At 72.1% G+C, this 24,131-nt stretch carries 20 protein-coding genes; 11 read left to right on the top strand and 9 right to left on the bottom strand.

Annotated elements, in window-relative coordinates; translation table 11 throughout:
• Positions 1 to 59: 59 nt before the first annotated feature.
• On the bottom strand, positions 60 to 476 hold the full coding sequence (locus LE548_RS04075; protein ID WP_225095212.1) for an SsgA family sporulation/cell division regulator: 417 nt from the start codon (positions 474 to 476) through the stop codon (positions 60 to 62).
• A gap of 251 nt (positions 477 to 727) precedes the next feature.
• Here LE548_RS04075 and LE548_RS04070 point away from each other — a divergent pair, with 251 nt between their 5' ends.
• Complete coding sequence (locus LE548_RS04070) at positions 728 to 1,837, top strand: oxidoreductase (RefSeq protein ID WP_225095211.1); 1,110 nt, start codon at positions 728 to 730, stop codon at positions 1,835 to 1,837.
• 13 nt (positions 1,838 to 1,850) lie between these two features.
• Here the strand turns inward: LE548_RS04070 and LE548_RS04065 are convergent, their stop codons facing one another.
• Positions 1,851 to 2,147: a YciI family protein gene (locus LE548_RS04065; protein ID WP_225095210.1), complete on the bottom strand. Its 297-nt coding sequence runs from the start codon at positions 2,145 to 2,147 to the stop codon at positions 1,851 to 1,853.
• 60 nt (positions 2,148 to 2,207) lie between these two features.
• Here LE548_RS04065 and LE548_RS04060 point away from each other — a divergent pair, with 60 nt between their 5' ends.
• Positions 2,208 to 2,918, top strand: a complete 711-nt coding sequence (locus LE548_RS04060; RefSeq protein WP_225095209.1) for an endonuclease V — start codon at positions 2,208 to 2,210, stop codon at positions 2,916 to 2,918.
• On the opposite strand, the gene LE548_RS04055 is transcribed toward LE548_RS04060, so the two are convergent.
• Positions 2,879 to 3,070 (bottom strand): hypothetical protein, encoded by a 192-nt coding sequence (locus tag LE548_RS04055; RefSeq protein ID WP_225095208.1) that lies wholly within the window; start codon positions 3,068 to 3,070, stop codon positions 2,879 to 2,881. The two genes, LE548_RS04060 and LE548_RS04055, sit on opposite strands and share 40 nt — an antisense overlap.
• Before the next feature lie 157 nt (positions 3,071 to 3,227).
• The gene (locus LE548_RS04050) at positions 3,228 to 4,406 is read right to left on the bottom strand and encodes a trans-acting enoyl reductase family protein (RefSeq protein ID WP_225095207.1); all 1,179 of its coding nucleotides are present in this window, start codon (positions 4,404 to 4,406) and stop codon (positions 3,228 to 3,230) included.
• Between the two features lie 276 nt (positions 4,407 to 4,682).
• On the opposite strand from LE548_RS04050, the gene LE548_RS04045 reads away from it, so the two are divergent.
• The 3 genes from LE548_RS04045 to LE548_RS04035 all read left to right on the top strand — a co-directional run bounded on the left by LE548_RS04045 (position 4,683) and on the right by LE548_RS04035 (position 9,323).
• Positions 4,683 to 5,819, top strand: coding sequence for a CaiB/BaiF CoA-transferase family protein (locus tag LE548_RS04045; protein ID WP_225095206.1), 1,137 nt, complete (start codon positions 4,683 to 4,685; stop codon positions 5,817 to 5,819).
• A gap of 64 nt (positions 5,820 to 5,883) precedes the next feature.
• Entirely contained in the window at positions 5,884 to 7,098 is a 1,215-nt protein-coding gene (locus tag LE548_RS04040) for an acetyl-CoA C-acetyltransferase (protein ID WP_225095205.1), read from the top strand.
• Positions 7,099 to 7,139: 41 nt separating this feature from the next.
• Positions 7,140 to 9,323 carry a 3-hydroxyacyl-CoA dehydrogenase NAD-binding domain-containing protein gene (locus LE548_RS04035; protein ID WP_225095204.1) on the top strand — a complete coding sequence of 728 codons (2,184 nt, stop codon included), beginning with the start codon at positions 7,140 to 7,142 and terminating at the stop codon, positions 9,321 to 9,323.
• Here the strand turns inward: LE548_RS04035 and LE548_RS04030 are convergent.
• Positions 9,309 to 10,028 (bottom strand): MerR family transcriptional regulator, encoded by a 720-nt coding sequence (locus LE548_RS04030; protein WP_225095203.1) that lies wholly within the window; start codon positions 10,026 to 10,028, stop codon positions 9,309 to 9,311. The genes LE548_RS04035 and LE548_RS04030 overlap by 15 nt on opposite strands.
• 235 nt (positions 10,029 to 10,263) lie before the next feature.
• Between LE548_RS04030 and LE548_RS04025 the strand changes: the two genes are divergently transcribed.
• The 3 genes from LE548_RS04025 to LE548_RS04015 are packed head-to-tail and all read left to right on the top strand — an operon-like array spanning position 10,264 to position 13,175.
• Entirely contained in the window at positions 10,264 to 11,730 is a 1,467-nt protein-coding gene (locus LE548_RS04025) for an amino acid permease (protein WP_225095202.1), read from the top strand.
• A gap of 42 nt (positions 11,731 to 11,772) precedes the next feature.
• A complete protein-coding gene (locus tag LE548_RS04020) occupies positions 11,773 to 12,261 on the top strand; it encodes a macro domain-containing protein (protein WP_225095201.1) in 489 nt (162 codons plus the stop codon).
• Positions 12,258 to 13,175, top strand: a complete 918-nt coding sequence (locus LE548_RS04015) for a PfkB family carbohydrate kinase (protein ID WP_225095200.1) — start codon at positions 12,258 to 12,260, stop codon at positions 13,173 to 13,175. The genes LE548_RS04020 and LE548_RS04015 overlap by 4 nt, the downstream gene beginning before the upstream one ends.
• Before the next feature lie 79 nt (positions 13,176 to 13,254).
• Here the strand turns inward: LE548_RS04015 and LE548_RS04010 are convergent, their stop codons facing one another.
• Positions 13,255 to 14,757: a M1 family metallopeptidase gene (locus LE548_RS04010; RefSeq protein ID WP_225095199.1), complete on the bottom strand. Its 1,503-nt coding sequence runs from the start codon at positions 14,755 to 14,757 to the stop codon at positions 13,255 to 13,257.
• Positions 14,758 to 14,956: 199 nt separating this feature from the next.
• Between LE548_RS04010 and LE548_RS04005 the strand changes: the two genes are divergently transcribed.
• Positions 14,957 to 16,969: a Xaa-Pro dipeptidyl-peptidase gene (locus LE548_RS04005; RefSeq protein ID WP_225095198.1), complete on the top strand. Its 2,013-nt coding sequence runs from the start codon at positions 14,957 to 14,959 to the stop codon at positions 16,967 to 16,969.
• A 254-nt stretch (positions 16,970 to 17,223) separates the two neighbouring features.
• On the opposite strand, the gene LE548_RS04000 is transcribed toward LE548_RS04005, so the two are convergent.
• Positions 17,224 to 18,138 (bottom strand): FAD-dependent oxidoreductase, encoded by a 915-nt coding sequence (locus tag LE548_RS04000; protein ID WP_374116023.1) that lies wholly within the window; start codon positions 18,136 to 18,138, stop codon positions 17,224 to 17,226.
• Between the two features lie 65 nt (positions 18,139 to 18,203).
• Here LE548_RS04000 and LE548_RS03995 point away from each other — a divergent pair, with 65 nt between their 5' ends.
• On the top strand, positions 18,204 to 19,265 hold the full coding sequence (locus LE548_RS03995; protein ID WP_225095196.1) for an oxidoreductase: 1,062 nt from the start codon (positions 18,204 to 18,206) through the stop codon (positions 19,263 to 19,265).
• Between the two features lie 104 nt (positions 19,266 to 19,369).
• The gene (locus LE548_RS03990) at positions 19,370 to 21,010 is read left to right on the top strand and encodes an ABC-F family ATP-binding cassette domain-containing protein (protein ID WP_225095195.1); all 1,641 of its coding nucleotides are present in this window, start codon (positions 19,370 to 19,372) and stop codon (positions 21,008 to 21,010) included.
• A gap of 12 nt (positions 21,011 to 21,022) precedes the next feature.
• Here the strand turns inward: LE548_RS03990 and LE548_RS03985 are convergent, their stop codons facing one another.
• Positions 21,023 to 21,592 (bottom strand): DinB family protein, encoded by a 570-nt coding sequence (locus tag LE548_RS03985; RefSeq protein ID WP_225095194.1) that lies wholly within the window; start codon positions 21,590 to 21,592, stop codon positions 21,023 to 21,025.
• 110 nt (positions 21,593 to 21,702) lie between these two features.
• Entirely contained in the window at positions 21,703 to 24,111 is a 2,409-nt protein-coding gene (locus LE548_RS03980; RefSeq protein ID WP_225095193.1) for a Tex family protein, read from the bottom strand.
• Positions 24,112 to 24,131 lie beyond the last annotated feature (20 nt).

Genomic DNA, 24,131 nt, shown 5'->3' with positions numbered 1-24,131 from the left:
GGAGGGGGCCCGTCGGCTGTCAACGGGATTAAATGCCCCCTCGGTGCGGGGCGTGACGGTCAGCAGGCGTCCCGCATCAGCTCGGCCAGGTCGTGGTCCAGGTCGAACTGGAGGTGCTCCAGGCCGACGGGCACCAGCTCGTCGGCCGCCGCCAGGAAGCGCCGGATCTCGCCCGAGCGCACATGCACGATGGCGGTGCCCTCGGGGGCGTGGAACTCCAGCACCGTGCGGTCGTAGCCGTACGGCCGCACCCGGACGTCCCCCTGGCCCTCGGGCCCCTGCAGCCCGGCGATCAGCAGCTCGCGGGAGAAGGCCCAGCACACCTCGACGCCTTCCAGGGTGGCCGGGGCCGGGAAGGTCATGACGACGGCGAACGGGTCGCTTCGGTCGTAGCGCAGCGTGGCGGGAATGTTCGGCATGCGCGGTGCGGCGGCGACGAGACGGGCCTCTACGGGCTGCTCGATGACGGTGGACAACGCCTTGCTCCCTCGTGACGGCTGGACTACGGCCGGATGTGCGGCACCCGGCACGGGTAGAGACGACGGATCCGGCCCGGGCGTGCACACCGAGTACGAGTGACCTCGGTCACCGCGTTCATGCACGATGAAATCCCACTGCCCGCCGCGCGACGACGGGCCGTTCGCCCCGCGACGAGGGGCAGTTGGCCCCGCAGGCGGGCGGTCGGTCCCCTGGACGGCGCCCGCTCGGTGGGCTAGCTTCGCCCGCCATGAAGCGCTTGGGGAGCACGCGACGCAAGGGACGGACGGGCCGGCTGGTGGCGGCGGGGGTGGCGTGCGGGGCAGCGCTGGCCGCGCTGACCGTCCCGGCGGCCGAGGCCGGGCCTCGCGGACCGGGCGGTGGGGGAGTGCACTGGGCGGCGAAGGACCCCGGGACGCCGCAGGTCCGCTTCCGGGGTCTCGCGGCCGTCGACCGCCGCACCGCCTGGCTGGCCGGCACCGAGGGGACCGTGCTGCGCACCACGGACGGCGGCGCCGGCTGGCGGAACGTCTCCCCGCCGGGAGCGGGCGACCTTCAGTTCCGGGACGTGGAGGCGTTCGACGCGCGGCGTGCGGTGGTGCTGGCCATCGGTGAGGGTGAGGCCTCCCGCGTCTACCGCACCGACGACGGCGGGGCGAGCTGGACCGAGTCCTTCCGCAACACCGACCCGAACGCCTTCTACGACTGCCTGGCCTTCTTCGACCGCCGCCACGGCCTCGCCGTGAGCGACCCCGTGGACGGGCGGTTCCGCATGCTGTCCACCAGCGACGGAGGCCGCTCCTGGCGGGTGCTGCCCGCCGCGGGCATGCCGCCCGCCCTGGCCGGCGAGGCCGGTTTCGCGGCGAGCGGCCAGTGCCTGGTCACCTCGGGCCCGCGGGACGTCTGGCTGGCCACCGGCGGCGGTGCCCACGCGCGCGTGCTGCACTCCGCCGACCGCGGACTGACCTGGACGGCGGCCGACACCCCCGTCCCGGCCGGCGACCCGGCCAAGGGCGTGTTCGTGCTCGCCTTCCGCGACCGCACCCACGGCCTTGCCGTCGGCGGTGACTACCGCTCCGACCAGCCCTCGCCCCAGGCCGCCGCCGTCACCGCCGATGGCGGCACCTCCTGGACCCCTGCCGCCACACCCCCGCCCGCCTACCGCTCCGGCGCCGCCTGGCTGCCGCACAGCCGCACCGCCGCCCTCGCCGTCGGCCCCACCGGCACCGACCTGACGACCGACGGCGGCCGCACCTGGCGGACGGTCGACACCGGCTCGTACGACACCGTGGCCTGCACGCCCGACCTGAGCTGCTGGGCGGCCGGCGAACAGGGCAGGGTGGCCCGGCTGGAACGCTGAGCGCGGGGCCGGCTCAGCTCAGCGTCTGGCGGTGCCGGTCCAGCTCGGGGGCCGTCTTCGTGGCTGTGAACTCCGTGACGCGGTACGTGCACGCGCCGCCGGTGCTGAACGGGTCGCGCGCGACGATCTCCTCGATCGCGGCACGGTGCTCGGCGACGGCCAGGATCACCCCGCCGTCCCGGGGGTTCTTGCGCCCGGAGGCCAGGAAGAAGCCCTTCTCGTACTGCTCCTCCAGCCAGGCCACATGGTCGGGCAGCAGGGCGTCGACGGCGTCCAGCGGTGCGGTGTAGGTCAGCTCCAGTACGAACATGATCATGAGGCTACCCCCGGGCACTGACAACGGACCCCGGGCCGTACAGTTCTGGTCACCATGACGACCGTAGGCGTACCCGCGGGCTGGCCCGCGACCGAGGAAGAGGCCCGCGCCGTACAGGACGAGCTGCGCGGGCGGGTGGTGCTGGACGAGCCCGGACCGGCGCCGGGACAGGGGCATGTCACCGGCGTCGACGTCGCCTACGACGACGGCCTCGACCTCGTCGCCGCGGCGGCCGTCGTGCTGGACGCCGCCACCCTGGAGGTGGTGGCCGAGGCGACGGCCGTGGGCCGGGTGTCCTTCCCGTACGTGCCCGGGCTGCTCGCCTTCCGGGAGATCCCCACCGTCCGGGCCGCGCTGGACCGGCTGCCGTGCCCACCCGGCCTGGTCGTGTGCGACGGCTACGGCCTGGCCCACCCGCGCCGCTTCGGGCTCGCCAGCCATCTGGGCGTGCTTACCGGGCTGCCGGTCTTCGGTGTCGCCAAGAACCCGTTCACCTTCACGTACGACGAACCGGCCCCCGCGCGGGGCGCCTCCGCCCCGCTGCTCGCGGGAACCGAGGAGGTCGGACGCGCCCTGCGCACCCGGGACGGCGTCAAGCCGGTCTTCGTGTCGGTCGGCCACCGGGTGAGCCTGGACAACGCCCTGGCCCACACCCTCGCCCTGACCCCGCGCTACCGGCTGCCGGAGACCACCCGCCGGGCTGACGCCCTGTGCCGCCGGGCCCTTCAGGAGGCGGCGACCACACGCCAGGCACCGACCTCCTGATACGCCGAGTCGTAGACGGCCGAGCCGTCTCCCGGTTCGAGGGCGTAGTGGTGGAGATTGCCGCCCCAGTAGCGCAGGATCCGGCCCAGCTCACTCGCCCGGTCCTGCGCCGACGCGCCCTCGTCCACCGTCACTTCGAGCACGAACTTCACGCTCTCCTCGCCTCCTTGCGGTGCTGCACACTGAGACTTCCATCGTTTCATTGAAAGACCCAGTGAGAGTTTTCCGTGCAGGTCAGCTGCCAGGCGCCACTTCCTCGCGGCAAAGTCTCAAACCGGAGGGGAGGCGGGGAGGCTGGGCAGCGGGCGGTCACCCGCCGGCCGCGACGCGGAAGGTGATTCCCGCGGCGCGCAGCCGCCCGGTCAGGGCGTCGCCCAGCGCCTGCGCCGTGGTGACCTGCCCCGCCGTCTCCGGCAGGTCGTCGAAGGCCAGGGACAGGGCCGCCTCGGCGAACATCTTCGCCGTCTCGTCGTAGCCCGGGTCGCCGCCCGCGACCTCCGTGCACACCCGCCGGCCGCCGCCCTCTCCGACGAACCGCACCGCGAACCGGCTCCGCGCCCGCTTCTCGGCGCTCGGCCCGTCCCCCGGCTCCAGCCGCCCCGACAACCAGCGCCGCGCGGGCGGCAGTTGGGCGGCGGCCACTGCTGCGCCGACGGCGGCGACCCCGCCGAGGGCGACCGGCAGATGCCGCACCGCCGCGTAGTGCCGGTAGCGGAAGTCCGGCCCGTACCGCTCCAGCGCCCGCGCCGAACGGCGCACGATCTGCGGGTCGATGGTCGGCAGCGGCAGCGCCCACGCGCCCACCTCCCCGGCGAAGCGCGGCGCGCCCGTCGGCGCCGTGACCCGGCGTCCCGGCAGCCGCGGCTCGTGCCGTCCCCGGTCCCGCGCGGCGGCCAGCATCTGCCGGCCGCGGGCGAACTGGTTCAGCGCCGAGGCCAGGGTGCCGCCGGAGAAGGCCGCGTCGGCGGTCACGTACCCGTCCACCCGCAGCGGCACCCCCTCCGGCAGCTGCCGGCCCGTGAAGTACACGCCCAGGTCGTGCGGTACGGAGTCGAATCCGCAGGCGTGCACCAGGCGCGCACCCGTCTCCCGCGCGCATGTGTCGTGCCGGACGTACATCAGGTCCACGAACTCCGGCTCGCCGGTCAGGTCCAGGTAGTCGGTGCCGGTGTCCGCGCAGGCGGCGACCAGCTCCTCGCCGTACAGCACGTACGGCCCGACGGTGGTCGCCACCACGCGCGCGTGCTCGGCGAGGGCGCGCAGCGTGGCCGGTTCGGTCACGTCGGCCCGCAGCACGCCGATGTCCGCGCCGCCGGGCAGCCGTTCGCGCAGCCGCTCCAGCTTCCGCTCGTCGCGGCCGGCGATCGCCCAGCGCAGATCGTCCGGTGCGTGCGCCGCGAGATACTCCGCGGTGAGGGTGCCGACGAAGCCGGTGGCTCCGAAAAGCACGAGGTCGTAGGGACGGTCCGTCCTTTTTAGCCTGCTCATGACACCCCTTGGTCGTGCGGCCCGCGCCGTTGTCGGTGGCTGAGGCTAGCGTGAGGAGTGCGCGCTCCGACGACCGGCCGCACTCCGGCGACGAGCGGGGGCGGAAGCGGGCCGGTCCGGCGCATGGCGCACCCGCCTCTCACCCCTTCGGGTGATCCCCGACGCGCCGGGCACTTGGCTAAGCGCTTGCTCGTTCAGGTCTTGTGTCAGATGGAACGCGTTCTTAGCATCACGGGTGTTACATCAGTTGTGTCACACACGCTTGGGGGCTGGAGCATGACGACGGCAGCGAAGCCGGGGCAGGGCCCGCTCTCCGGTGTGCGCGTGGTCGAGCTGGCCGGCATCGGGCCGGGCCCGTTCGCCGCCATGCTCCTGGCCGACCTGGGCGCGGACGTGGTCCGGGTGGACCGGCCGGGCGGCCCCGGCCTCGCGATCGACCCCGCGTACGACGTCACGAACCGCAACAAGCGCTCGGTCGTGGTCGACCTGAAGACCCCGGACGGCCCCGCGCGCGTGCTGGACCTCGCCGAGCGGGCCGACATCCTCATCGAGGGGTACCGCCCGGGCGTCGCCGAGCGCCTCGGCGTCGGCCCCGGGGAGTGCCACGCCCGCAACCCCCGCCTGGTCTACGGCCGGATGACCGGCTGGGGCCAGGACGGCCCGCTCGCCCAGCGCGCGGGCCACGACGTGGCCTACATCGCGCTCACCGGCACCCTCGGCATGATCGGCCGCCCCGACGAGCCCCCGGCCGTCCCCGCCAACCTCCTCGGGGACTACGCGGGCGGCTCCCTCTACCTGGTCGTCGGCGTCCTCGCCGCCCTGCACCACGCGCGCGCGACCGGCACCGGACAGGTCGTCGACGCCGCCATCGTCGACGGCACCGCCCATCTGTCCGCGATGATCCACGGCATGCTCGCCGCCGGCGGCTGGCAGGACCGGCGCGCCGCCAACCTCCTCGACGGCGGCTGCCCCTACTACGGCACCTACGAGACCGCAGACGGACAGTACATGGCCGTAGGCGCCCTGGAAGGCCGGTTCTACGAGGAGTTCCTGCTCCTGCTCGGCCTGGAGGACCTGACCGGCGCCCGCAAGGACTGGACCCGCTGGGGCGAGCTGCGCGAGCGGATCGCCGCCCGCTTCAAGGCCCGCACCCGTGACGAGTGGGCGGCCGTCTTCGAGGGCACCGACGCGTGCGTGGCGCCCGTGCTGTCCCTGCGCGAGGCCCCGCACCACCCCCACCTCGCCGCCCGCGGCACCTTCACCGACCACGGCGGCATCACGCAGCCCGCCCCCGCCCCCCGCTTCTCCGCGACCCCCACCGCCGTCCGTACCGGCCCTGCCCTGCCCGGCGCGGACACCGAGGCTGTGGTGCGGGACTGGGGAATACCGACGACGGTGAACGACGACTCGTGAACGACGACCCGGTCGCAGGCAGCGACCGACCCCGCTCGGCCCACCCTTTCCGAAAGGCACACCAGTGAGCACCGAAGCGTACGTGTACGACGCGATCCGCACCCCGCGCGGCCGCGGCAAGGCGAACGGCGCCCTGCACGGGACGAAGCCCATCGACCTGGTCGTCGGCCTCATCCACGAGATCCGCGACCGCTTCCCCGGTCTCGACCCGGCCGCGATCGACGACATCGTCCTCGGCGTCGTCGGTCCGGTCGGCGACCAGGGCTCCGACATCGCCCGGATCGCCGCGGTCGCCGCAGGTCTGCCTGACACGGTCGCCGGCGTGCAGGAGAACCGCTTCTGTGCCTCCGGCCTGGAGGCCGTCAACCTGGCCGCCGCCAAGGTGCGTTCCGGCTGGGAGGACCTCGTCCTCGCCGGCGGCGTGGAGTCGATGTCCCGGGTGCCGATGGCCTCCGACGGCGGCGCCTGGTTCAACGACCCGATGACCAACCTCGCCGTGAACTTCGTGCCGCAGGGCATCGGCGCCGACCTCATCGCCACCATCGAGGGCTTCTCCCGCCGGGACGTCGACGAGTATGCGGCGCTGTCCCAGGAGCGCGCCGCCACGGCCTGGAAGGAGGGCCGCTTCGACCGCTCGGTGGTCCCGGTGAAGGACCGCAGCGGCTTGGTGGTCCTCGACCACGACGAGCACCCGCGCCCCGGCACCACCGCCGACTCCCTGGCGAAGCTCAAGCCGTCGTTCGCCGACATCGGCGAGCTGGGCGGCTTCGACGCCGTGGCGCTGCAGAAGTACCACTGGGTGGAGAAGATCGACCACGTCCACCACGCGGGCAACTCCTCCGGCATCGTCGACGGCGCCTCGCTCGTCGCGATCGGCTCCAGGGAGGTCGGCGAGCGCTACGGCCTCACTCCGCGCGCGCGGATCGTCTCCGCGGCCGTCTCCGGCTCCGAGCCCACCATCATGCTCACCGGGCCCGCCCCCGCCACCCGCAAGGCGCTCGCCAAGGCCGGCCTCACCATCGACGACATCGACCTGGTCGAGATCAACGAGGCGTTCGCCGCGGTCGTGCTGCGCTTCGTCAAGGACATGGGCCTGTCGCTGGACAAGGTCAACGTCAACGGCGGCGCCATCGCCCTCGGCCACCCGCTCGGCGCGACCGGCGCGATGATCCTCGGCACCCTCGTGGACGAACTGGAGCGCCAGGACAAGCGCTACGGCCTCGCCACCCTCTGCGTCGGCGGCGGCATGGGCATCGCCACGATCGTCGAGCGCATCTGAACTCCCGGCGGAACCAAGCGACTTCAACGGAGACGACTGTAATGACCGAAAGCACGACCATCCGCTGGGAGCAGGACGACACCGGTGTCGTCACCCTCGTCCTGGATGACCCGAACCAGTCCGCGAACACCATGAACCAGGCGTTCCGCGCCTCCATCACGGCGATCGCCGCGCGCGCGGAGGCGGAGAAGGACTCCATCCGCGGGATCATCTACACCTCCGCCAAGAAGACCTTCTTCGCGGGCGGCGACCTCAAGGACATGATCAAGGCCGGTCCCGGGGACGCCCAGCAGGTCTTCGACACCGCGACCGAGATCAAGAACGCCCTGCGCCGCATCGAGACCCTCGGCAAGCCGGTCGTCGCCGCCATCAACGGCGCGGCCCTCGGCGGCGGTTACGAGATCGCGCTCGCCTCGCACCACCGCATCGCCCTCGACGCCCCCGGCTCCAAGATCGGCCTGCCCGAGGTCACCCTCGGCCTGCTGCCCGCGGGCGGCGGTGTCACCCGCACCGTGCGCCTGATGGGCATCACGGACGCCCTGCTGAAGGTGCTGCTCCAGGGCACCCAGTACAACCCGCGCCGCGCCCTGGACAACGGCCTGGTCCACGAAGTGGCCGCCACCGAGGAGGAGATGCTGGCCAAGGCCCGCGCCTTCATCGACGCCCACCCCGAGTCGCAGCAGCCCTGGGACGTCCCCGGCTACAAGATCCCGGGCGGCACCCCGGCGAACCCGAAGTTCGCCGCCAACCTGCCCGCCTTCCCGGCCAGTCTGCGCAAGCAGACCAACGGTGCGCCCTACCCGGCCCCGCGCAACATCATGGCCGCGGCCGTCGAGGGGTCCCAGGTCGACTTCGACACCGCGATCACCATCGAGACCCGCTATTTCACCGAGCTGGTCACCGGCCAGACCGCGAAGAACATGATCCAGGCGTTCTTCTTCGACCTCCAGGCCGTCAACTCCGGCGCCAACCGGCCGAAGGGCGTCGAGCCCCGCCAGGTTCGCAAGGTCGCCGTCCTCGGCGCGGGCATGATGGGCGCCGGCATCGCCTACTCCTGCGCCCGCGCGGGCATCGACGTCGTCCTCAAGGACGTCTCCGCGGAGGCGGCCGCCAAGGGCAAGGGCTACTCCGAGAAGCTGTGCGCCAAGGCCGTGGCCAAGGGCCGTATCAGCCAGGAGAAGGCGGACGCGCTGCTCGCCCGGATCACCCCGACCGCCGAGGTGGCCGACCTCGCCGGCTGCGACGCGGTGATCGAGGCCGTCTTCGAGGACACCGCGCTCAAGCACAAGGTGTTCCAGGAGATCGAGTCCGTCGTCGCGCCCGACGCGCTGCTGTGCTCCAACACCTCCACCCTGCCCATCACCACCCTCGCCGAGGGCGTGGAGCGCCAGGCCGACTTCATCGGGCTGCACTTCTTCTCACCGGTCGACAAGATGCCGCTGGTCGAGATCATCAAGGGCGAGCGCACCGGCGACGAGGCCCTCGCGCGGGCCTTCGACCTGGTCCGGCAGATCAACAAGACGCCGATCGTCGTCAACGACTCGCGCGGCTTCTTCACCTCCCGGGTGATCGGCCACTTCATCAACGAGGGCGTCGCCATGGTCGGCGAGGGCATCGAGCCGGCCTCCGTGGAGCAGGCCGCCGCCCAGGCCGGCTACCCGGCCAAGGTGCTCTCCCTGATGGACGAGCTGACCCTCACCCTCCCCCGCAAGATCCGCAATGAGACCAGGCGGGCGGTCGAGGAGGCGGGCGGCACCTGGACGGCGCACCCGGCGGAGGCGGTCATCGACCGCATGGTGGACGAGTTCGGCCGCCCCGGCCGCAGCGGCGGCGCCGGCTTCTACGACTACACCGAGGACGGCAAGCGCGCCGCGCTCTGGCCGGGCCTGCGCGAGCACTTCACGAAGCCGGGGTACGAGATCCCGTTCCGGGACATGCAGGAGCGGATGCTCTTCGCCGAGGCGCTCGACACCGTACGCCTCCTGGAGGAGGGCGTCCTGACCTCGGTCGCCGACGCCAACATCGGCTCGATCTTCGGCATCGGCTTCCCCGGCTGGACCGGCGGTGTGCTCCAGTACATCAACGGCTACGAAGGGGGCCTGCCCGGCTTCGTGGCCCGCGCGCGGCAGCTCGCCGAGACCTACGGCGAGCGGTTCACCCCGCCCGCGCTGCTCGTGGAAAAGGCGGAGAAGGGGGAGCCGTTCGCCGACTCAGTCCGTTCCTGACCCGGTGACCCACTCGCTCAGCTCTTCCCGCAGCGACCGCTGGAACGTCGTCAGCAGCGCCTGTACCACCAGCGGGTGCATGTGCGCCGACAGGGACTTCACGTCCCGCGCGGCACGCTCGGCCACCTCGCCGCGGAAGAGCTGGGACAGTTCACGGGCCGCGGCGCGCGAGTGCTCGATGAGCACGGTGCGCGCCGCGAGGATCGCCTCCTGCGACAGCGGGACGTCGAGGAGCCGCACCCCGAGCCGGAGCAGCCCGGAGTCGACCCGGAAGGTGTCGTCGCCGGCCGCCATGACGACGTTCATCGCGGCGAGCCGCTCCACGTCCTCGGCGGACAGGGGCCGCCCGGCCCGCCGCTCCAGCTCCTGCCGGGACACGGTGTCCACCGCGTCCGGCGCCCAGGAGGCGACGACCGCGCGGTGAATGGCGAGGTCGTGCGGGCTGAGGCCGGGCGGCAGCTGCCGCAGATAGCGTTCGATCGCCGCCAGTGTCATGCCCTGCTGCTGGAGCTCCTCGATGAGGGCCAGCCGCGCCACATGCCCGGTGCCGTACCGGCCCACCCGGCGCGGACCGATCTCCGGCGGCGGGAGCAGCCCCTTGCTGCCGTAGAAGCGGACGGTGCGGACCGTGACGCCCGCGCGGGCGGCCAGCTCGTCGATCGTGAGGGTCTGCTCCCCGGTATCGCTCGTCGCGTCGGTCGTCATGTGCAGCAGTATCGCTGTCTCACCAGAAGTGTGAAACCCGTGGTGAACAGTCTGTGATCACCGGGTGGATCGTGTGAGAAGTAACGCTCTGTGACATGGGCCACCGCATATCCGGCGATCTTTCTGGGAAGCTGCTGGCTTGGTCTGTACCGCGACTCACCAGGAGGGTGCGGGCCAAGAAAGCAAGCCCCCTGGGCCCACGAGGTCCGGGCGCACCAGGAAAGTGGTACCACCCGTGAGCAAGGACGCCGTGGATTCGGCACAGGCCGTAGCCCCTGCGCAGGCGGCCGCAACGCCCGCGGACGCGGGCGACGCCGGTTACAGCAAGGACCTCAAGGCCCGCCACATCAACATGATCGCCATCGGCGGTGCGATCGGCACCGGTCTCCTCCTCGGAGCCGGCGGCCGACTGCACAACGCCGGCCCGGCGCTCGCCCTGGCCTACCTGGTCTGCGGCGTCTTCGCCTTCTTCGTCGTGCGCGCCCTGGGCGAGCTGGTCCTGTACCGGCCGTCCTCCGGTTCCTTCGTGAGCTACGCGCGCGAGTTCCTCGGTGAGAAGGGCGCCTACGTCGCCGGCTGGATGTACTTCCTGAACTGGTCGACCACCGGCATCGCCGATATCACCGCGATCGCGCTCTACACGCACTACTGGAGCTTCTTCACCTCGATCCCGCAGTGGGTGCTGGCGCTGATCGCCCTCGCGGTGGTCCTCGCCGTGAACCTGATCTCGGTGAAGATCTTCGGCGAGATGGAGTTCTGGTTCGCGATCATCAAGGTCGCCACCATCGTCGGCTTCATGCTGGTCAGCATTTTCCTGCTCGCCACCCAGCACAAGGTCGGCGGCCACACCCCCGGCCTGAGCGTGATCACCGACCACGGCGGCATCTTCCCGCACGGCCTGATGCCGGTCGTCCTGGTCATGCAGGGCGTGATCTTCGCGTACGCCGCGCTGGAGCTGGTCGGCGTGGCCGCCGGCGAGACCGCCGAGCCGGAGAAGATCGTCCCGCGCGCGGTGAACTCGATCATGTGGCGCGTGGGCCTGTTCTACGTCGGCTCGGTCGTCCTGCTCGCGCTGCTGCTGCCCGGCTCGGTGTACTCCGCCGACGAGAGCCCGTTCGTCACCGTTCTGTCCAAGATCGGTGTCCCGGCGGCCGGTGACGTGATGAACCTCGTCGTCCTGACCGCCGCGATGTCCTCGCTGAACTCCGGCCTGTACTCCACCGGCCGCATCCTGCGCTCGATGGCCATGGCGGGCTCCGCCCCCAAGTTCACCGCCAAGATGAGCCGCAGCCAGGTGCCCTACGGCGGCATCCTGCTGACCTGCGCGGTCTGCGTGCTCGGCGTCGGCCTGAACTACCTGATGCCCAGCCAGGCCTTCGAGATCGTGCTGAACGTCGCCTCCCTCGGCATCATCAGCACCTGGGTGATCATCATGATCTGCCACATGGTCTTCGTCCGCCGCGCCCGCGAGGGCCTGGTGACCCGGCCGCACTTCCAGCTGAAGTTCAGCCCCGTCACCGAGATCGCCACGATCGCCTTCCTGCTGGTCTGCCTCGGCATGATGTGGAACGACCCCGACGTCGGCCGCAAGACCATTCTGCTGATCCCGGTGATCGCCGTCATGCTGGTCGCCGGCTGGTTCGGTGTGCGCCGCCGGGTGTCCGCGAACGCCGACAAGGAACTGGCGCAGCTGACGAAGTAGCAGGTCAGAGTCACTGTCAGTGGCATCGCCTACGGTGGCGTCATGTCGGGGATCACATACATCCGGGGTGACGCCACCGTTCCGTCGGTCAAGGGCGCCAAGGTGATCGCCCATGTCTGCAACGACCTGGGCGGCTGGGGCAAGGGCTTCGTCCTCGCCCTCTCGCGCCGCTGGCCGGAGCCGGAGCGGGCGTACCGCGCCTGGCACCGCGACCGCGCGCACAACGACTTCGCCCTGGGCGCGGTCCAGCTGGTCCGGGTCGAGCCGTATGTGTGGGTGGCCAACATGATCGGCCAGCGCGGGATCAGGACGGGCAGCAAGGGCGTCCCCGTCCGCTACGAGGCGATCGACACCGCCCTCGCCCGCCTCGCAGACGAGGTGACCGAACGCGGCGCGTCCGTGCACATGCCCCGCATAGGCTGCGGCCTGGCCGGCGGCAAGTGGTCCCGCATAGAACCGCTTATCAGCGAGCGGCTGGTGAAACGCGGAATCACGGTGACGGTGTACGACCACGGGGAGGGCGGGGGATGACCTCACAGGGTGAGGCGACGGATGTGCTGGTGCTGGGCGGATCCGGGGTCGACACGGTCATCCATGTTCCCGAGCTGCCCCTGCCGTACGCCGACAGCTACATGATCGACTCCGGGATCCGCACCCGGGCCGGACAGACGGGCGACTTCGTCGCGCTGGGACTCGCCGCCCTCGGCCTGCGCACCCACCATCTCGACCTGCTGGGCGACGACCCCGAGGGCGACCTCGTGCGCGCCCTGCACCGTGAGCACGGCATCGCCCTCACCGCGCTCCCGCAGCCCGTCGGCACCAAGCGCGCGGTCAATCTCGTCGGTCCCGACGGCCGCCGCCTGTCCCTGTACGACACTACCCGGGCCCGCCCCGGCGACTGCTTCCCGGAGGAGACGCTGCGCACGCTCGCCACCGCGAGCCGGCACGTCCACGTGACCATCACCCAGCCCTGCGCCGAGGCCCTGCCGGTGCTGGCCGCGACCGGCGTGCCGCTGTCCACGGACCTGCACGACTGGGACGGCGAGAATCCCTACCACGAGCCGTTCGCCCTCGCCGCGGATGTCGTCTTCCTGTCGGCCGCCGCCCTGGCCGATCCCGAGCGGACCATGCGGCGGATCGCCTGTGAGGGCCGGGCCCGGACCGTCGTCGCCACCGCCGGGGCCGAGGGCGCGTATCTGCTGGCCGACGGCGAGCTGAGCCGGGTGCCCGCCGAGACCCCGCCCGCGCCGGTGGTCGACTCCAACGGCGCGGGCGACGCCTTCGCCGCCGCGTTCCTCTACGGCCGCCTCACCGGCGAGCCGCCCGCGACCTGCGCCCGCTACGGCGCCCTCGCCGGGGCCTACGCCTGCACGGTCCCGGCCTCCCGCGCGGACGCGATAGGCCGGGACCGGCTGCTCAAGCGGGCGGCGGAGCCGAGACCCTAGGCCGAGCCCCTGGGTGACCGTGCCGAGGCCACCGAGCACCGCGGCCACCGAGGCCCTGGCCCGCCCCGAGCCCCCGGGGTCAGTGCCCGCGCGTGTCGTGGAGGTCGTTCGTCGCCTCGATCTTCTTCCACGACTTCGGCTGGGCCACCGTCGTACCCGGCTTCGCCAGGGCCACGGCGCGGGCCGCGGCCACGGCCGGCTTCGACGGCTGGAACAGCCAGGTGTCGAACAGCGCGGCAAGAGGCTTGCCGGACACCTGCTCGGCGTACCGCTGGAAGTCGGCCACCGAGGCGTTGCCGTATGCGTGCTCCTTCGGCCAGCCCTTCAGGATGGCGAAGAACGCGTCGTCGCCGACCTCGTTACGCAGCGCCTGGATCGCGGCCGCGCCCCGGTCGTAGACGGCGATGTCGAACTGGTTGTCCGGGCCCGGGTCGCCGGGCTCGACCTTCCAGAACGGGTCGTCGGCCGGGTGTGAGGCGTACACGTAGTCCGCCAGCTGCTGCGTGGTGCCCTCGCCCTCGTGCTCGGACCACAGCCACTGCGCGTACCGGGCGAAGCCCTCGTTGATCCAGATGTCCTTCCAGCCCTTGAGCGACACGTCGTCGCCGTACCACTGGTGGGCCAGCTCGTGCACGACCACGGAGGTGTTGGAGCCATTGGCGAACTGTTTGGGGCTGTAGTACACCCGGGTCTGCGTCTCCAGCGCGTACCCGGTGGTGGTGTTCGGTACATACCCGCCGGCCGAGCTGAACGGATACGGCCCGAAGTAGTTGCTCAGCCAGTCGACGATCTCCCCGGTGCGCTCCACGCTCGCCCGCGCGGCGCCGTCGTTGTCGCCGAGGTCCTGGCTGTAGGCGTTGACGACCGGCACACCGCCGTCGGAGGTGCTGGTGGTGATGTCGAATTTTCCGATGGCGAGCGTGGCCAGATAGGTCGCCTGCGGCTTGTTCTGCCGCCAGTTGTAGCGGGTCCAGCCCAGCTTCGAACTGGTCGACTGCAGCGTGCCGTTGGAGATGGCCTGGGTGCCGTCCGGCACGGCCACCGACACGTCGTAGGTGGCCTTGTCGCTCGGGTGGTCATTGCTCGGGAACCACCACCAGGCGGCCTCGGGCTCGTCGGCGGCCACGGCGCCGTCGGGCGTGCGGTGCCAGGTGTTGAAGCCGTAGGCGGTCTTCGTCGACGGCACCCCGCTGTACCGGACGACGACGGTGATCGGCGTGCCCTTGGCCAGCGGCGTCTTCGGCGTGATGACCAGTTCGTGCTGCCCGGAGGTGGTGAACGCGGCCTCGGCGCCGTTGACCCGTACGTCGCTGACGTCCAGCAGGAAGTCCAGGTCGAAGCTGGACAGGTCCTGGGTGGTCTTCGCCAGGATCGTCGCCGTGCCCTGCAGCTCGTCCGTCTTCGGCTGGTATTGCAGCCTCAGGTCATAATGCGAGACGTCGTAGCCGCCGTTGCCGTAGTACGGGTAGTAGGGGTCGCCGATGCCCGGCGCGCCGGGGGAGTAGCTCGCGGCCGATGCCGGGATCGCCAGCAGGAGGGAGGCCGCCGCGAGTGCGCCCGGCGCGATGATTCTGCGGTGCACGTCAGCTCCAAGTCGTCGGGAATGCAAGTCCGTTCGGTGGATCTGTTCGGTGGATCTTTCCGGAGCCTATTCATTCCCTGTGACCCCTGGCCTGTCCACAGCACCCGCTGTCACACGATCGCCATTCAGCCGTCATGCGTCACCGGGGTCGCCCTGAAGCCCTCTTCTGCACGGGAGTTGACCGGAGTACCGTCCGCGCATGCCGAAAAGCACGCCGACACGCACGCGGACACACCCGCGGATACGCACGCGGATACGTACGCGCTTCACGATCTGGAGAGCGTCCGTGACAGCGGTCGCCGTCATCCTGACGGCCGCCTTCCTCACCCCGGCCGCCGCACAGGCCGCCGGCCGCGACAGCGGGACACCCCGCGAGAGCCGGCCCGTCTACTCCTACGCCCACGCCATCCGCGAGTCCGTCTGGGTGGACACCGGCCTCGACGGCGACGGCGACGGAAAGTCCGACCGGGTCGCCGCCGACATCGTCCGGCCCGCCGAACCCGCCCGGCAGGGCCGCAAGGTGCCCGTCATCATGGACGCGAGCCCCTACTTCTCCTGCTGCGGACGCGGCAACGAGAGCCAGGTCAAGACGTACGACGCGCAGGGCCGTGTCGTCCAGATGCCGCTGTTCTACGACAACTACTTCGTGCCCCGCGGCTACGCCTTCGTCGGCGTCGACCTCGCCGGCACCAACCGCTCCGACGGCTGTGCGGACGTCGGCGGCCGCTCCGACATCCAGTCCGCGAAAGCGGTCGTCGACTGGCTGAACGGCCGCGGCCGCGCGTACACCAGCCGCACCGGCACGCAGACCGTCGAGGCGACCTGGACCAACGGCGCCACAGGCATGATCGGCAAGAGCTGGGACGCCACGATCGCCAACGGCGTCGCCGCGACGGGCGTCAAGGGCCTGAAGACCATCGTCCCGATCAGCGGCATCTCCTCCTGGTACGACTACTACTTCGCGCAAGGGGCCCCGCTGTACGACGGCGGCCCCGCCGAGCTGGCCGGCTACGTCGAGAGCGACGCGGCCAAGGCCCACTGCGCGGCCGTACGGAAGAAACTCACCGACGGCAGCCCGCGCAGCGGCGACTGGACACCGCTGTGGACCGAGCGGGACTACGTCGGGAACGCGGCCAAGGTGCGCGCGAGCGTGTTCCTGGTGCACGGGATGCAGGACCTCAACGTGCGCACCAAACACTTCGGACAGTGGTGGGACGCCCTGGCGAAACACGGTGTGAAGCGCAAGATCTGGCTCTCCCAGACCGGGCACGTCGACCCGTTCGACTACCGGCGCGGCGCCTGGGTCGACACCCTGCACCGCTGGTTCGACCACGAACTCCTCGGCTACGACAACGGCATCGACCGCGAACCGATGGCCGACATCGAACGCCACCCCGACCAGTGGGTGACCTCCCGGGTCTGGCCCCCGCAGACCACCCGCACCACCGTCCTGCACCCGGCCCCCGGCACCGGGCCCGGCGTCGGCACACTCGGCCTGCGCCCCGCGACCGGCACCTCGGCCTTCACCGACGATCCGAAGCTGAGCGAGACGGACTGGGCGGCCCACCTCACCGCGCCCACCCCGGAGAAGGCGGGCTTCCTCACCGCACCGCTCACGCGCGACCTGCGCCTGTCGGGTTCGTCCACGGTGACGGTGACGGCGACCCCGACCACCGCCTCGGCCCACCTGTCCGCCGTCCTGGTCGACCTCGGCCCCGACACCATCCGGGACTACGCCGACGCCGCCGAGGGCATCACCACGCTGAAAAACCGGACCTGCTGGGGCGAGAGCACGGCCGGGGACAGCGCCTGCTTCAAGGAGACCAAGGCCAAGACGGCAACGGTGGACTACACCGTGTTCAGCCGCGGCTGGGCCGACCTCGGCCACTACGCCTCCCTCGACAAGGGCGTCCCGCTCACCCCGGGCAAGGCGTACACGATGACTCTCCGTCTGGCGGCGACCGATCACGTCGTCCCGAAGGGGCACCGGCTGGCGCTGATCATCGCGGGCACGGACAAGGACCTCATCGACCCCCCGTCCACGAAGCCGACCCTCACGATCGACCTGGCCGGTACGACGGCCGGCCTTCCGCTGGTCGGCGGCGCGTCCGCGTTCACCCGCGCCACGTCCGGCAGCACGGGCAGGACTCCCACGCCGACGGACCTGAACGGCGTCCGCGTACCGGGGGCGGCCCGGCACGTCCCGGCGTAGCGCTGAGCGGCCGTGCGCCGTCGGGGTGCCTGACCGTTGCCGGGTGCGGGTGCGGGTGCGGGTGCGGGTGCGGGTGCGGGTGCGGGTGCGTCGGGGCCGCTCGCTCCCCCACGTTCTCGGCTTCGCTCGAACCCGGGAGGGGGTACCCCCGATGCGGCGGAGCCGCATATCGACACAGCCCCGCACCCCTTCGGGGTTCCGCCCACCGGCGCGGGCCAGCGACCCACCCGCCCTACCACCGCACGGGTGTGCTTTCAGGCGGCCGGAAACGCCCATCCGGCCGCCTCCCGCGCGCACCCCCACGCCACCGTGACCCCGGCCCCGCCGTGCCCGTAGTTGTGCACCACGACGCGGCCGTCCGGCAGCCGCCGCCGTTCGAGTCGTACCGCGCTGCGGGCCGGGCGCAGGCCCACGCGGTGGGCGAGGATGCGCGCGGCCGCGATTTCCGGGCGGACCGCCGAGCACCGGGCGACGATCGCCGCGGCGGTCGCCGGGTCCGGCGCCAGGGACCAGTCGTCCTCCTCCGCCGTACCGCCGAGCAGCAGGCCGTACGGCTGCGGGATGAAGTAGGTGGAGGCGGCGGAGGAGTGGTCCACGGACGTGAACCAGGTCGTGATCCCCGGATTCTCCACGACCACCAGCTGCCCGCGCACCGGACGCACCGCGGGATCCGGCACCAGAGAACGCGCGCCCAGGCCCGCGCAGTTGACCACGACCGGCGCGGGCACCGCCGCGAGGTCGGTCACCTCGCGTGCCTCGACCACGCCTCCCGCCCGTGCGAGCCGCTCCCGCAGCCACGCCAGATGCACCGGCATGTCGATGACCGGCAGCCGCGCCGCCAGGCCGCCGGCCACCGCCCGCAGTCCCGGCACCCGGCCCGCCCACGCGCCCAGTTCGTCCAGCCGGATCCCCTGGTGTACGCCGTCGACCAGGCGTACGCCCGTCTCCTCCGGCCGCCGCGCCGACTCCTCGTACTCGGCGAGGGACGCAAGCGCCCAGGCGCCCACCAGTGGCTCCGGTTCGATGCGGTACGGCCACCACAGACCGCCGGCGACCGCCGAGGTCGTACGCTCGGCGGGCTCGCGCGCCCACACCCGTACCCGGCGCCCGGACTCGGCCAGCACCACGGCCGTCGTCAGCCCGGCGACCCCGCTTCCGACCACGATCACTTCGTCATTCGGTTCGCTGTCCACACCAGGACGATAGGTCGCGCCGGTGTGGGGATACTCACAGCATGTCTGCCGCATACGCGACCTTCGGCCTGGCTCCGGCGACCCGCGCCGGCGGTGTCCTCGCCGACGGCGGCTACCAGGTCCACCGCGACTTCGTGGACTTCGTCGTGGACGGCCGCCCGCTGCTGTTCCAGCTGTCCGATCTGGACGCGGTCTCCCCGCTCGCCTCGGACATCCCGCCCGCCATCTTCACCGAGCAGGTGCGCGCACTGCTGCTGGAGGCCGAACCGCCGCTCCCGGACGGCCGGTTCGTCCTCTACGGCTGCCCCGAGTGCGAGGACCTGGGCTGCGGGGCGGTCACCGCCGTCATCGAGCGCGACGGAGACGACTACGTCTGGCGGGACTTCGCCTGGCAGACGGACGAGCACGCCGACCTGGAGCGCGACGGCTACCCCGGCATAGGGCCGTTCCGCTTCCGCGGCCCCGAGTACCGTGCCGCGCTGACCGCCCTGGGCGAAGGCCCGCCGCGCCGCCGCGTACTGCTGATCGGCGCCCGGGTCGCCGTCCTCGCCCGGCTGGCCGCCGCACTGCGCACCATCGGCATCGGCGCCGACATCACCCAGGACGCCGGGGCCGTTCCCGCCGAGGAGCTGCGCGGGTACGGCGCGGTCGCCTTCGGCCGCGCGGTCGGCGAGGCCGAACGGGCCGCCGTACTGCGGGCCTTCGCGCAGGCCGGGGTCGAGGCCGCGGCGGTGGACGGCCTGGCCCCGATCGTGCCGCTGCTCGTCGCCCAGATCGAGCACGCCCTGGACCGCGGCCCGCTCGCCCGGCGCAGGCTGACCGGGCTGGCCGCCGCCGGCCACGCGGCGGACGTCGAGGTGAGCGCGCCGTGCCGGGTGCGGATCACCGCGTACCGTCTGGACCGGCTGCACCGCACCCGCACCCAGCAGGTGTACGACGGTGTCCTGGAGCCCGGCCGGCACCGCGTCGCCCTGGATCCGCGCGCGGTGAAGGGGGAGGCGTACCTGGTCGCCCGGACGACGGGAGGTGTGCTCGTGACGGCGGTGACCAGCGGGAACGGCGGGCGCGCTCGCGGCGCGGCGACCGGCGGGAATCGGAGCTGAGCTGTGGGTGCGTGTCCACCGGAATCGGAGCTGAGCCGCGGGTGCGGGTTCGCCGGAATCGGAGCTGAGAGCGGGACGCCGGGCCCATTAGGATCGGCGTCCTGATGACTGCCACCCTCGTCGCCAAGAACCTCGCCGCCGGGCACGCCGACCGCTCCCTCTTCTCCGGGCTGGACCTCGTCGTCGCGCCCGACGATGTTATCGGGCTGGTCGGTGCCAACGGCGCGGGCAAGTCCACCCTGCTCACGCTGCTCGCCGGGCTCACCCCGCCCGAGCAGGGCGAGCTGCGGCTGTCCCCGCCCACCGCCACCGTCGGCCATCTGCCGCAGGAGCCGGAGCGCAGGCCGGGGGAGACGGTCCGGGAGTTCCTGGCCCGCCGCACCGGCGTCGCCGAGGCGCAGCACGTGATGGACGAGGCCACCCAGGCTCTGGTCGACGGCGCGCCCGGCGCCGACGACGCGTACGCGGTGAGCCTGGAGCGCTGGCTCGGCCTGGGCGGCGCGGACCTGGAGGAACGCGCGGAGGAGGTCGCCGACTCCCTCGGCCTGGCCGTGGACCTGGACCAGCCGATGACGGCCCTCTCGGGCGGCCAGGCGGCCCGCGCCGGCCTCGCCTCGCTCCTGCTGTCCCGCTACGACGTCTTCCTCCTCGACGAGCCCACCAACGACCTCGACCTCGACGGCCTGGACCGCCTGGAACGCTTCGTGACCGGCCTGCGCGCGGGCACGGTCGTCGTCAGCCACGACCGCGAGTTCCTCACCCGCACGGTCACCAAGGTCCTCGAACTCGACCTCGCCCAGCGGCAGATCAACCTCTACGGCGGCGGCTACGAGGCCTACCTGGAGGAGCGTGAGGTCGCCCGCCGGCACGCCCGCGAGGACTACGAGGAGTACGCCGACAAGAAGGCCGCCCTCCAGGACCGTGCGCAGATGCAGCGGACCTGGATGGACAAGGGCGTGAAGAACGCCCGGCGCAAGGCGGGCAACGACAACGACAAGATCGGCCGCAAGTTCCGCAGCGAGGCCAGCGAGAAGCAGGCTGCCAAGGCCCGGCAGACCCAGCGGATGATCGAGCGCCTGGAGGTGGTCGATGAGCCGCGCAAGGAGTGGGAGCTGCGGATGGAGATCGCCTCCGCGCCGCGCTCCGGAGCGGTCGTGGCGACGCTGCGGGACGCCGAGGTCCGGCGTGGCGGCTTCACCTTCGGCCCGGTGTCCCTGCAGATCGACTGGGCGGACCGGGTCGCGATCACCGGGGCCAACGGCGCGGGCAAGTCCACCCTGCTCGGCGCGCTGCTCGGCCGCGTCCCGCTCGACGCCGGGCACGCCACCCTCGGCTCCGGCGTCCTGGTCGGCGAGGTCGACCAGGCCCGCGGTCTGTTCCACGGCCCCGAGGCGCTGCTCGACGCCTTCTGCGCGGCCGTACCGGACACCGAGCCGGTCGAGGTGCGGACCCTGCTCGCCAAGTTCGGCCTGAAGTCCGACCATGTGCTGCGCCCGGCCGCCACCCTCTCCCCGGGCGAACGCACCCGCGCCGCCCTCGCCCTGCTCCAGGGCCGGGGCGTGAACCTGCTGGTCCTGGACGAGCCGACGAACCACCTCGACCTGCCCGCCATCGAGCAACTGGAGTCGGCCCTCGACTCCTACACCGGCACACTGCTGCTCGTCAGCCACGACCGCCGCATGCTGGACGCGGTCCGGGTGAGCAGGCGCCTGGAGGTGGCCGACGGCAAGGTGACGGAACGCTGACCCCGGCGGACCTCATGAGAAGCGCGCCGCGGCCTCCTTCGCGGCTCGCTCGACCCGGTCCCGGTGCCCGGGATCGTACGGCGCCACATTGAGCCCGTCCGGTCGCTGGCCCACCGTGCCGTCGATCAACTCCCGTACGACGTCGGCGTGTCCGGCGTGCCGCTGGGTCTCGGCGATCATGTGGGTGAGCACCCGGTGCAGGGTGATCTCGCGCGATGCGCCCGGCACCCGGCCCAGCGCGTCCAGGGGGAGGCCGGCGATGGTCGCGTCGGCGTGGGCCCATGCCTGGCGGTAGCGGCCGACGATGTCCTCGCGTGACTCGTCGGCCCGCGCCCACAGATCGGCGTCCGGCTCCGCCTCCCCGGTGATCCACAGCGGTGTCCCGGTGAAGGGCCGGCCGAACGTCGCGCCGAAGTACAGGGCCTCGGCGCCGGTCAGATGCTTGACCAGGCCCAGCAGATTGGTGCCCGTCGGGGTCAGCGGGTGGCGGACGTCGTACTCGGACAGGCCGTCGAGCTTCCACAGCAGGACGTCGCGGGCGTCCTGGAGATAGACCCGCAGGTCTTCCTTGGGATCGGTCATGCGGGAAGTCTGCCGTCCGGACGATCCGCGTCCACCCGAATTTCCCGGGCCCCGCCCCGCCCCGGGACGGCGCGGGGCCGGAGCCGCGGTGGCCCCGGCCCCCCGGCCGGTCAGCGCTTCTTCGGGTCGAGCAGGCCCGCGCGGCGCAGGGCGTCGGCCATCGCGCTGTTGGCCGGTGCCGGCGCCTGACGACCGCCCCGGTCGCCACCGCCCCGGCCCTGCCGCTGTCCCTGGCCCTGCCCCTGGCCGCCCTGCCGCTGCTGGGGCGGGCGTCCGCCGCCGCGCTGCTGCCGGCCGCCACCCTGGCCGCCCTGCAGGGCCGCCTCGTCGTCCAGACGCAGGGTCAGCGCGATCCGCTTGCGCGGGATGTCCACGTCCAGGACCTTCACCTTGACGATGTCACCGGGCTTGACGACATCGCGCGGATCCTTGACGAAGGTCTTCGACATCGCCGACACGTGCACCAGACCGTCCTGGTGGACGCCGATGTCCACGAACGCGCCGAAGGCGGCCACGTTCGTCACCACGCCCTCCAGCACCATCCCGGCGGACAGGTCGGAGATCTTCTCCACACCCTCCTTGAAGGTGGCCGTCTTGAACGCGGGACGCGGGTCGCGCCCCGGCTTCTCCAGCTCCTTCAGGATGTCCGTCACCGTCGGCAGACCGAAGGTGTCGTCCACGAAGTCGGCGGGCCGCAGCGAGCGCAGCACGCCCGTGTTGCCGATGAGGGAGGCCACTGCCTCGCCACTGGTCTTCACCATGCGGCGCACCACCGGGTACGCCTCGGGGTGCACGCTGGAGGCGTCCAGCGGGTCGTCGCCGCCGCGGATGCGCAGGAAGCCCGCGCACTGCTCGTACGCCTTCGGGCCGAGCCGTGCCACCTTCTTCAGCTCGGAGCGCGACCGGAACGGCCCGTTGGCGTCCCGGTGCGCCACGATGTTCTCGGCGAGGCCGGAGGAGATGCCCGACACCCGCGAAAGCAGCGGCACGGACGCGGTGTTGACGTCCACCCCGACGCCGTTCACACAGTCCTCGACCACCGCGTCCAGCGAGCGGGACAGCTTCACCTCGGACAGGTCGTGCTGGTACTGGCCGACGCCGATGGACTTCGGGTCGATCTTCACCAGCTCGGCCAGCGGGTCCTGCAGGCGGCGGGCGATGGACACCGCGCCGCGCAGCGACACATCCATGCCGGGCAGCTCCTGCGAGGCGTACTGCGACGCCGAGTACACCGACGCGCCCGCCTCCGACACCATCACCTTGGTGAGCTTCAACTCCGGGTGCTTCGCGATCAGTTCACCGGCGAGCTTGTCGGTCTCGCGGGACGCCGTGCCGTTGCCGATCGCGATCAGGTCGACCGCGTGCTCCTGGGCGAGCCGGGCCAGCTTGGCGAGGGCCTCGTCCCACTTGTTGGCCGGGACGTGCGGGTAGATCACGTCGGTGGCGACGACCTTGCCGGTGGCGTCGACCACGGCGACCTTCACGCCCGTACGGAAACCCGGGTCCAGGCCCAGCGTCGCGCGCGTGCCCGCCGGGGCGGCCAGCAGCAGGTCGCGCAGGTTCGCCGCGAAGACGTTCACCGCCTCGTCCTCGGCGGCCGTGCGCAGCCTGAGGCGCAGGTCGATGCCGAGGTGAACGAGGATCCGGGTGCGCCAGGCCCAGCGGACCGTGTCCGTCAGCCACTTGTCGGCGGGGCGGCCCCGGTCGGCGATCCCGAACCGGTGCGCCACGATCCCCTCGTACGAGGAGGGACCCTCCGTGGCCTCCTCCGGCTCCAGGACGAGGTCGAGGACCTCCTCCTTCTCGCCGCGCAGCATGGCCAGGATCCGGTGCGAGGGCAGCTCGGTGAACGGCTCGGCGAAGTCGAAGTAGTCGGCGAACTTGGCGCCCGCCTCCTCCTTGCCCTCCCGCACCTTCGAGGCCAGGCGCCCGCGCACCCACATGCGCTCACGCAGCTCGCCGATCAGGTCGGCGTCCTCGGAGAACCGCTCGGTGAGGATCGCCCGCGCGCCGTCCAGCGCGGCCTGCGGGTCGGCGACGCCCTTGTCCGCGTCCACGAACGCGGCGGCCGCCGCCTGCGGTTCCACCGACGGGTCGCCGAGCAGGCCCTCGGCCAGCGGCTCCAGACCCGCCTCGCGTGCGATCTGCGCCTTGGTGCGCCGCTTGGGCTTGTAGGGGAGGTAGATGTCCTCCAGTCGCGCCTTCGTCTCGGCGCCCCGGATCCGGGCCTGAAGCTCGTCGGTCAGCTTGCCCTGCTCGCGCACCGACTCCAGGATCGCGGCCCGCCGCTCCTCCAGCTCCCGCAGGTAGCGCAGCCGCTCCTCGATCGTGCGCAGCTGCGCGTCGTCGAGCATCTCGGTCGCTTCCTTGCGGTAGCGGGCGATGAAGGGCACCGTCGAACCGCCGTCGAGCAGCTCCACCGCGGCCTTCACCTGCCGCTCCCGTACGCCGAGCTCCTCGGCGATCCTGCCTTCGATGGATCCCACGCTGATGGATCCGCTGGACCCGGGTGTCGTCACGATCCCGTACCGCCTTCTCC

The sequence above is a fragment of the Streptomyces sp. CoH27 genome (assembly GCF_020181035.1).
Lineage (GTDB): Bacteria > Actinomycetota > Actinomycetes > Streptomycetales > Streptomycetaceae > Streptomyces > Streptomyces camelliae.
The sequence above is the reverse complement of the archived record's forward strand: the minus strand, read 5'-3'. Positions and strand labels throughout refer to the sequence as shown.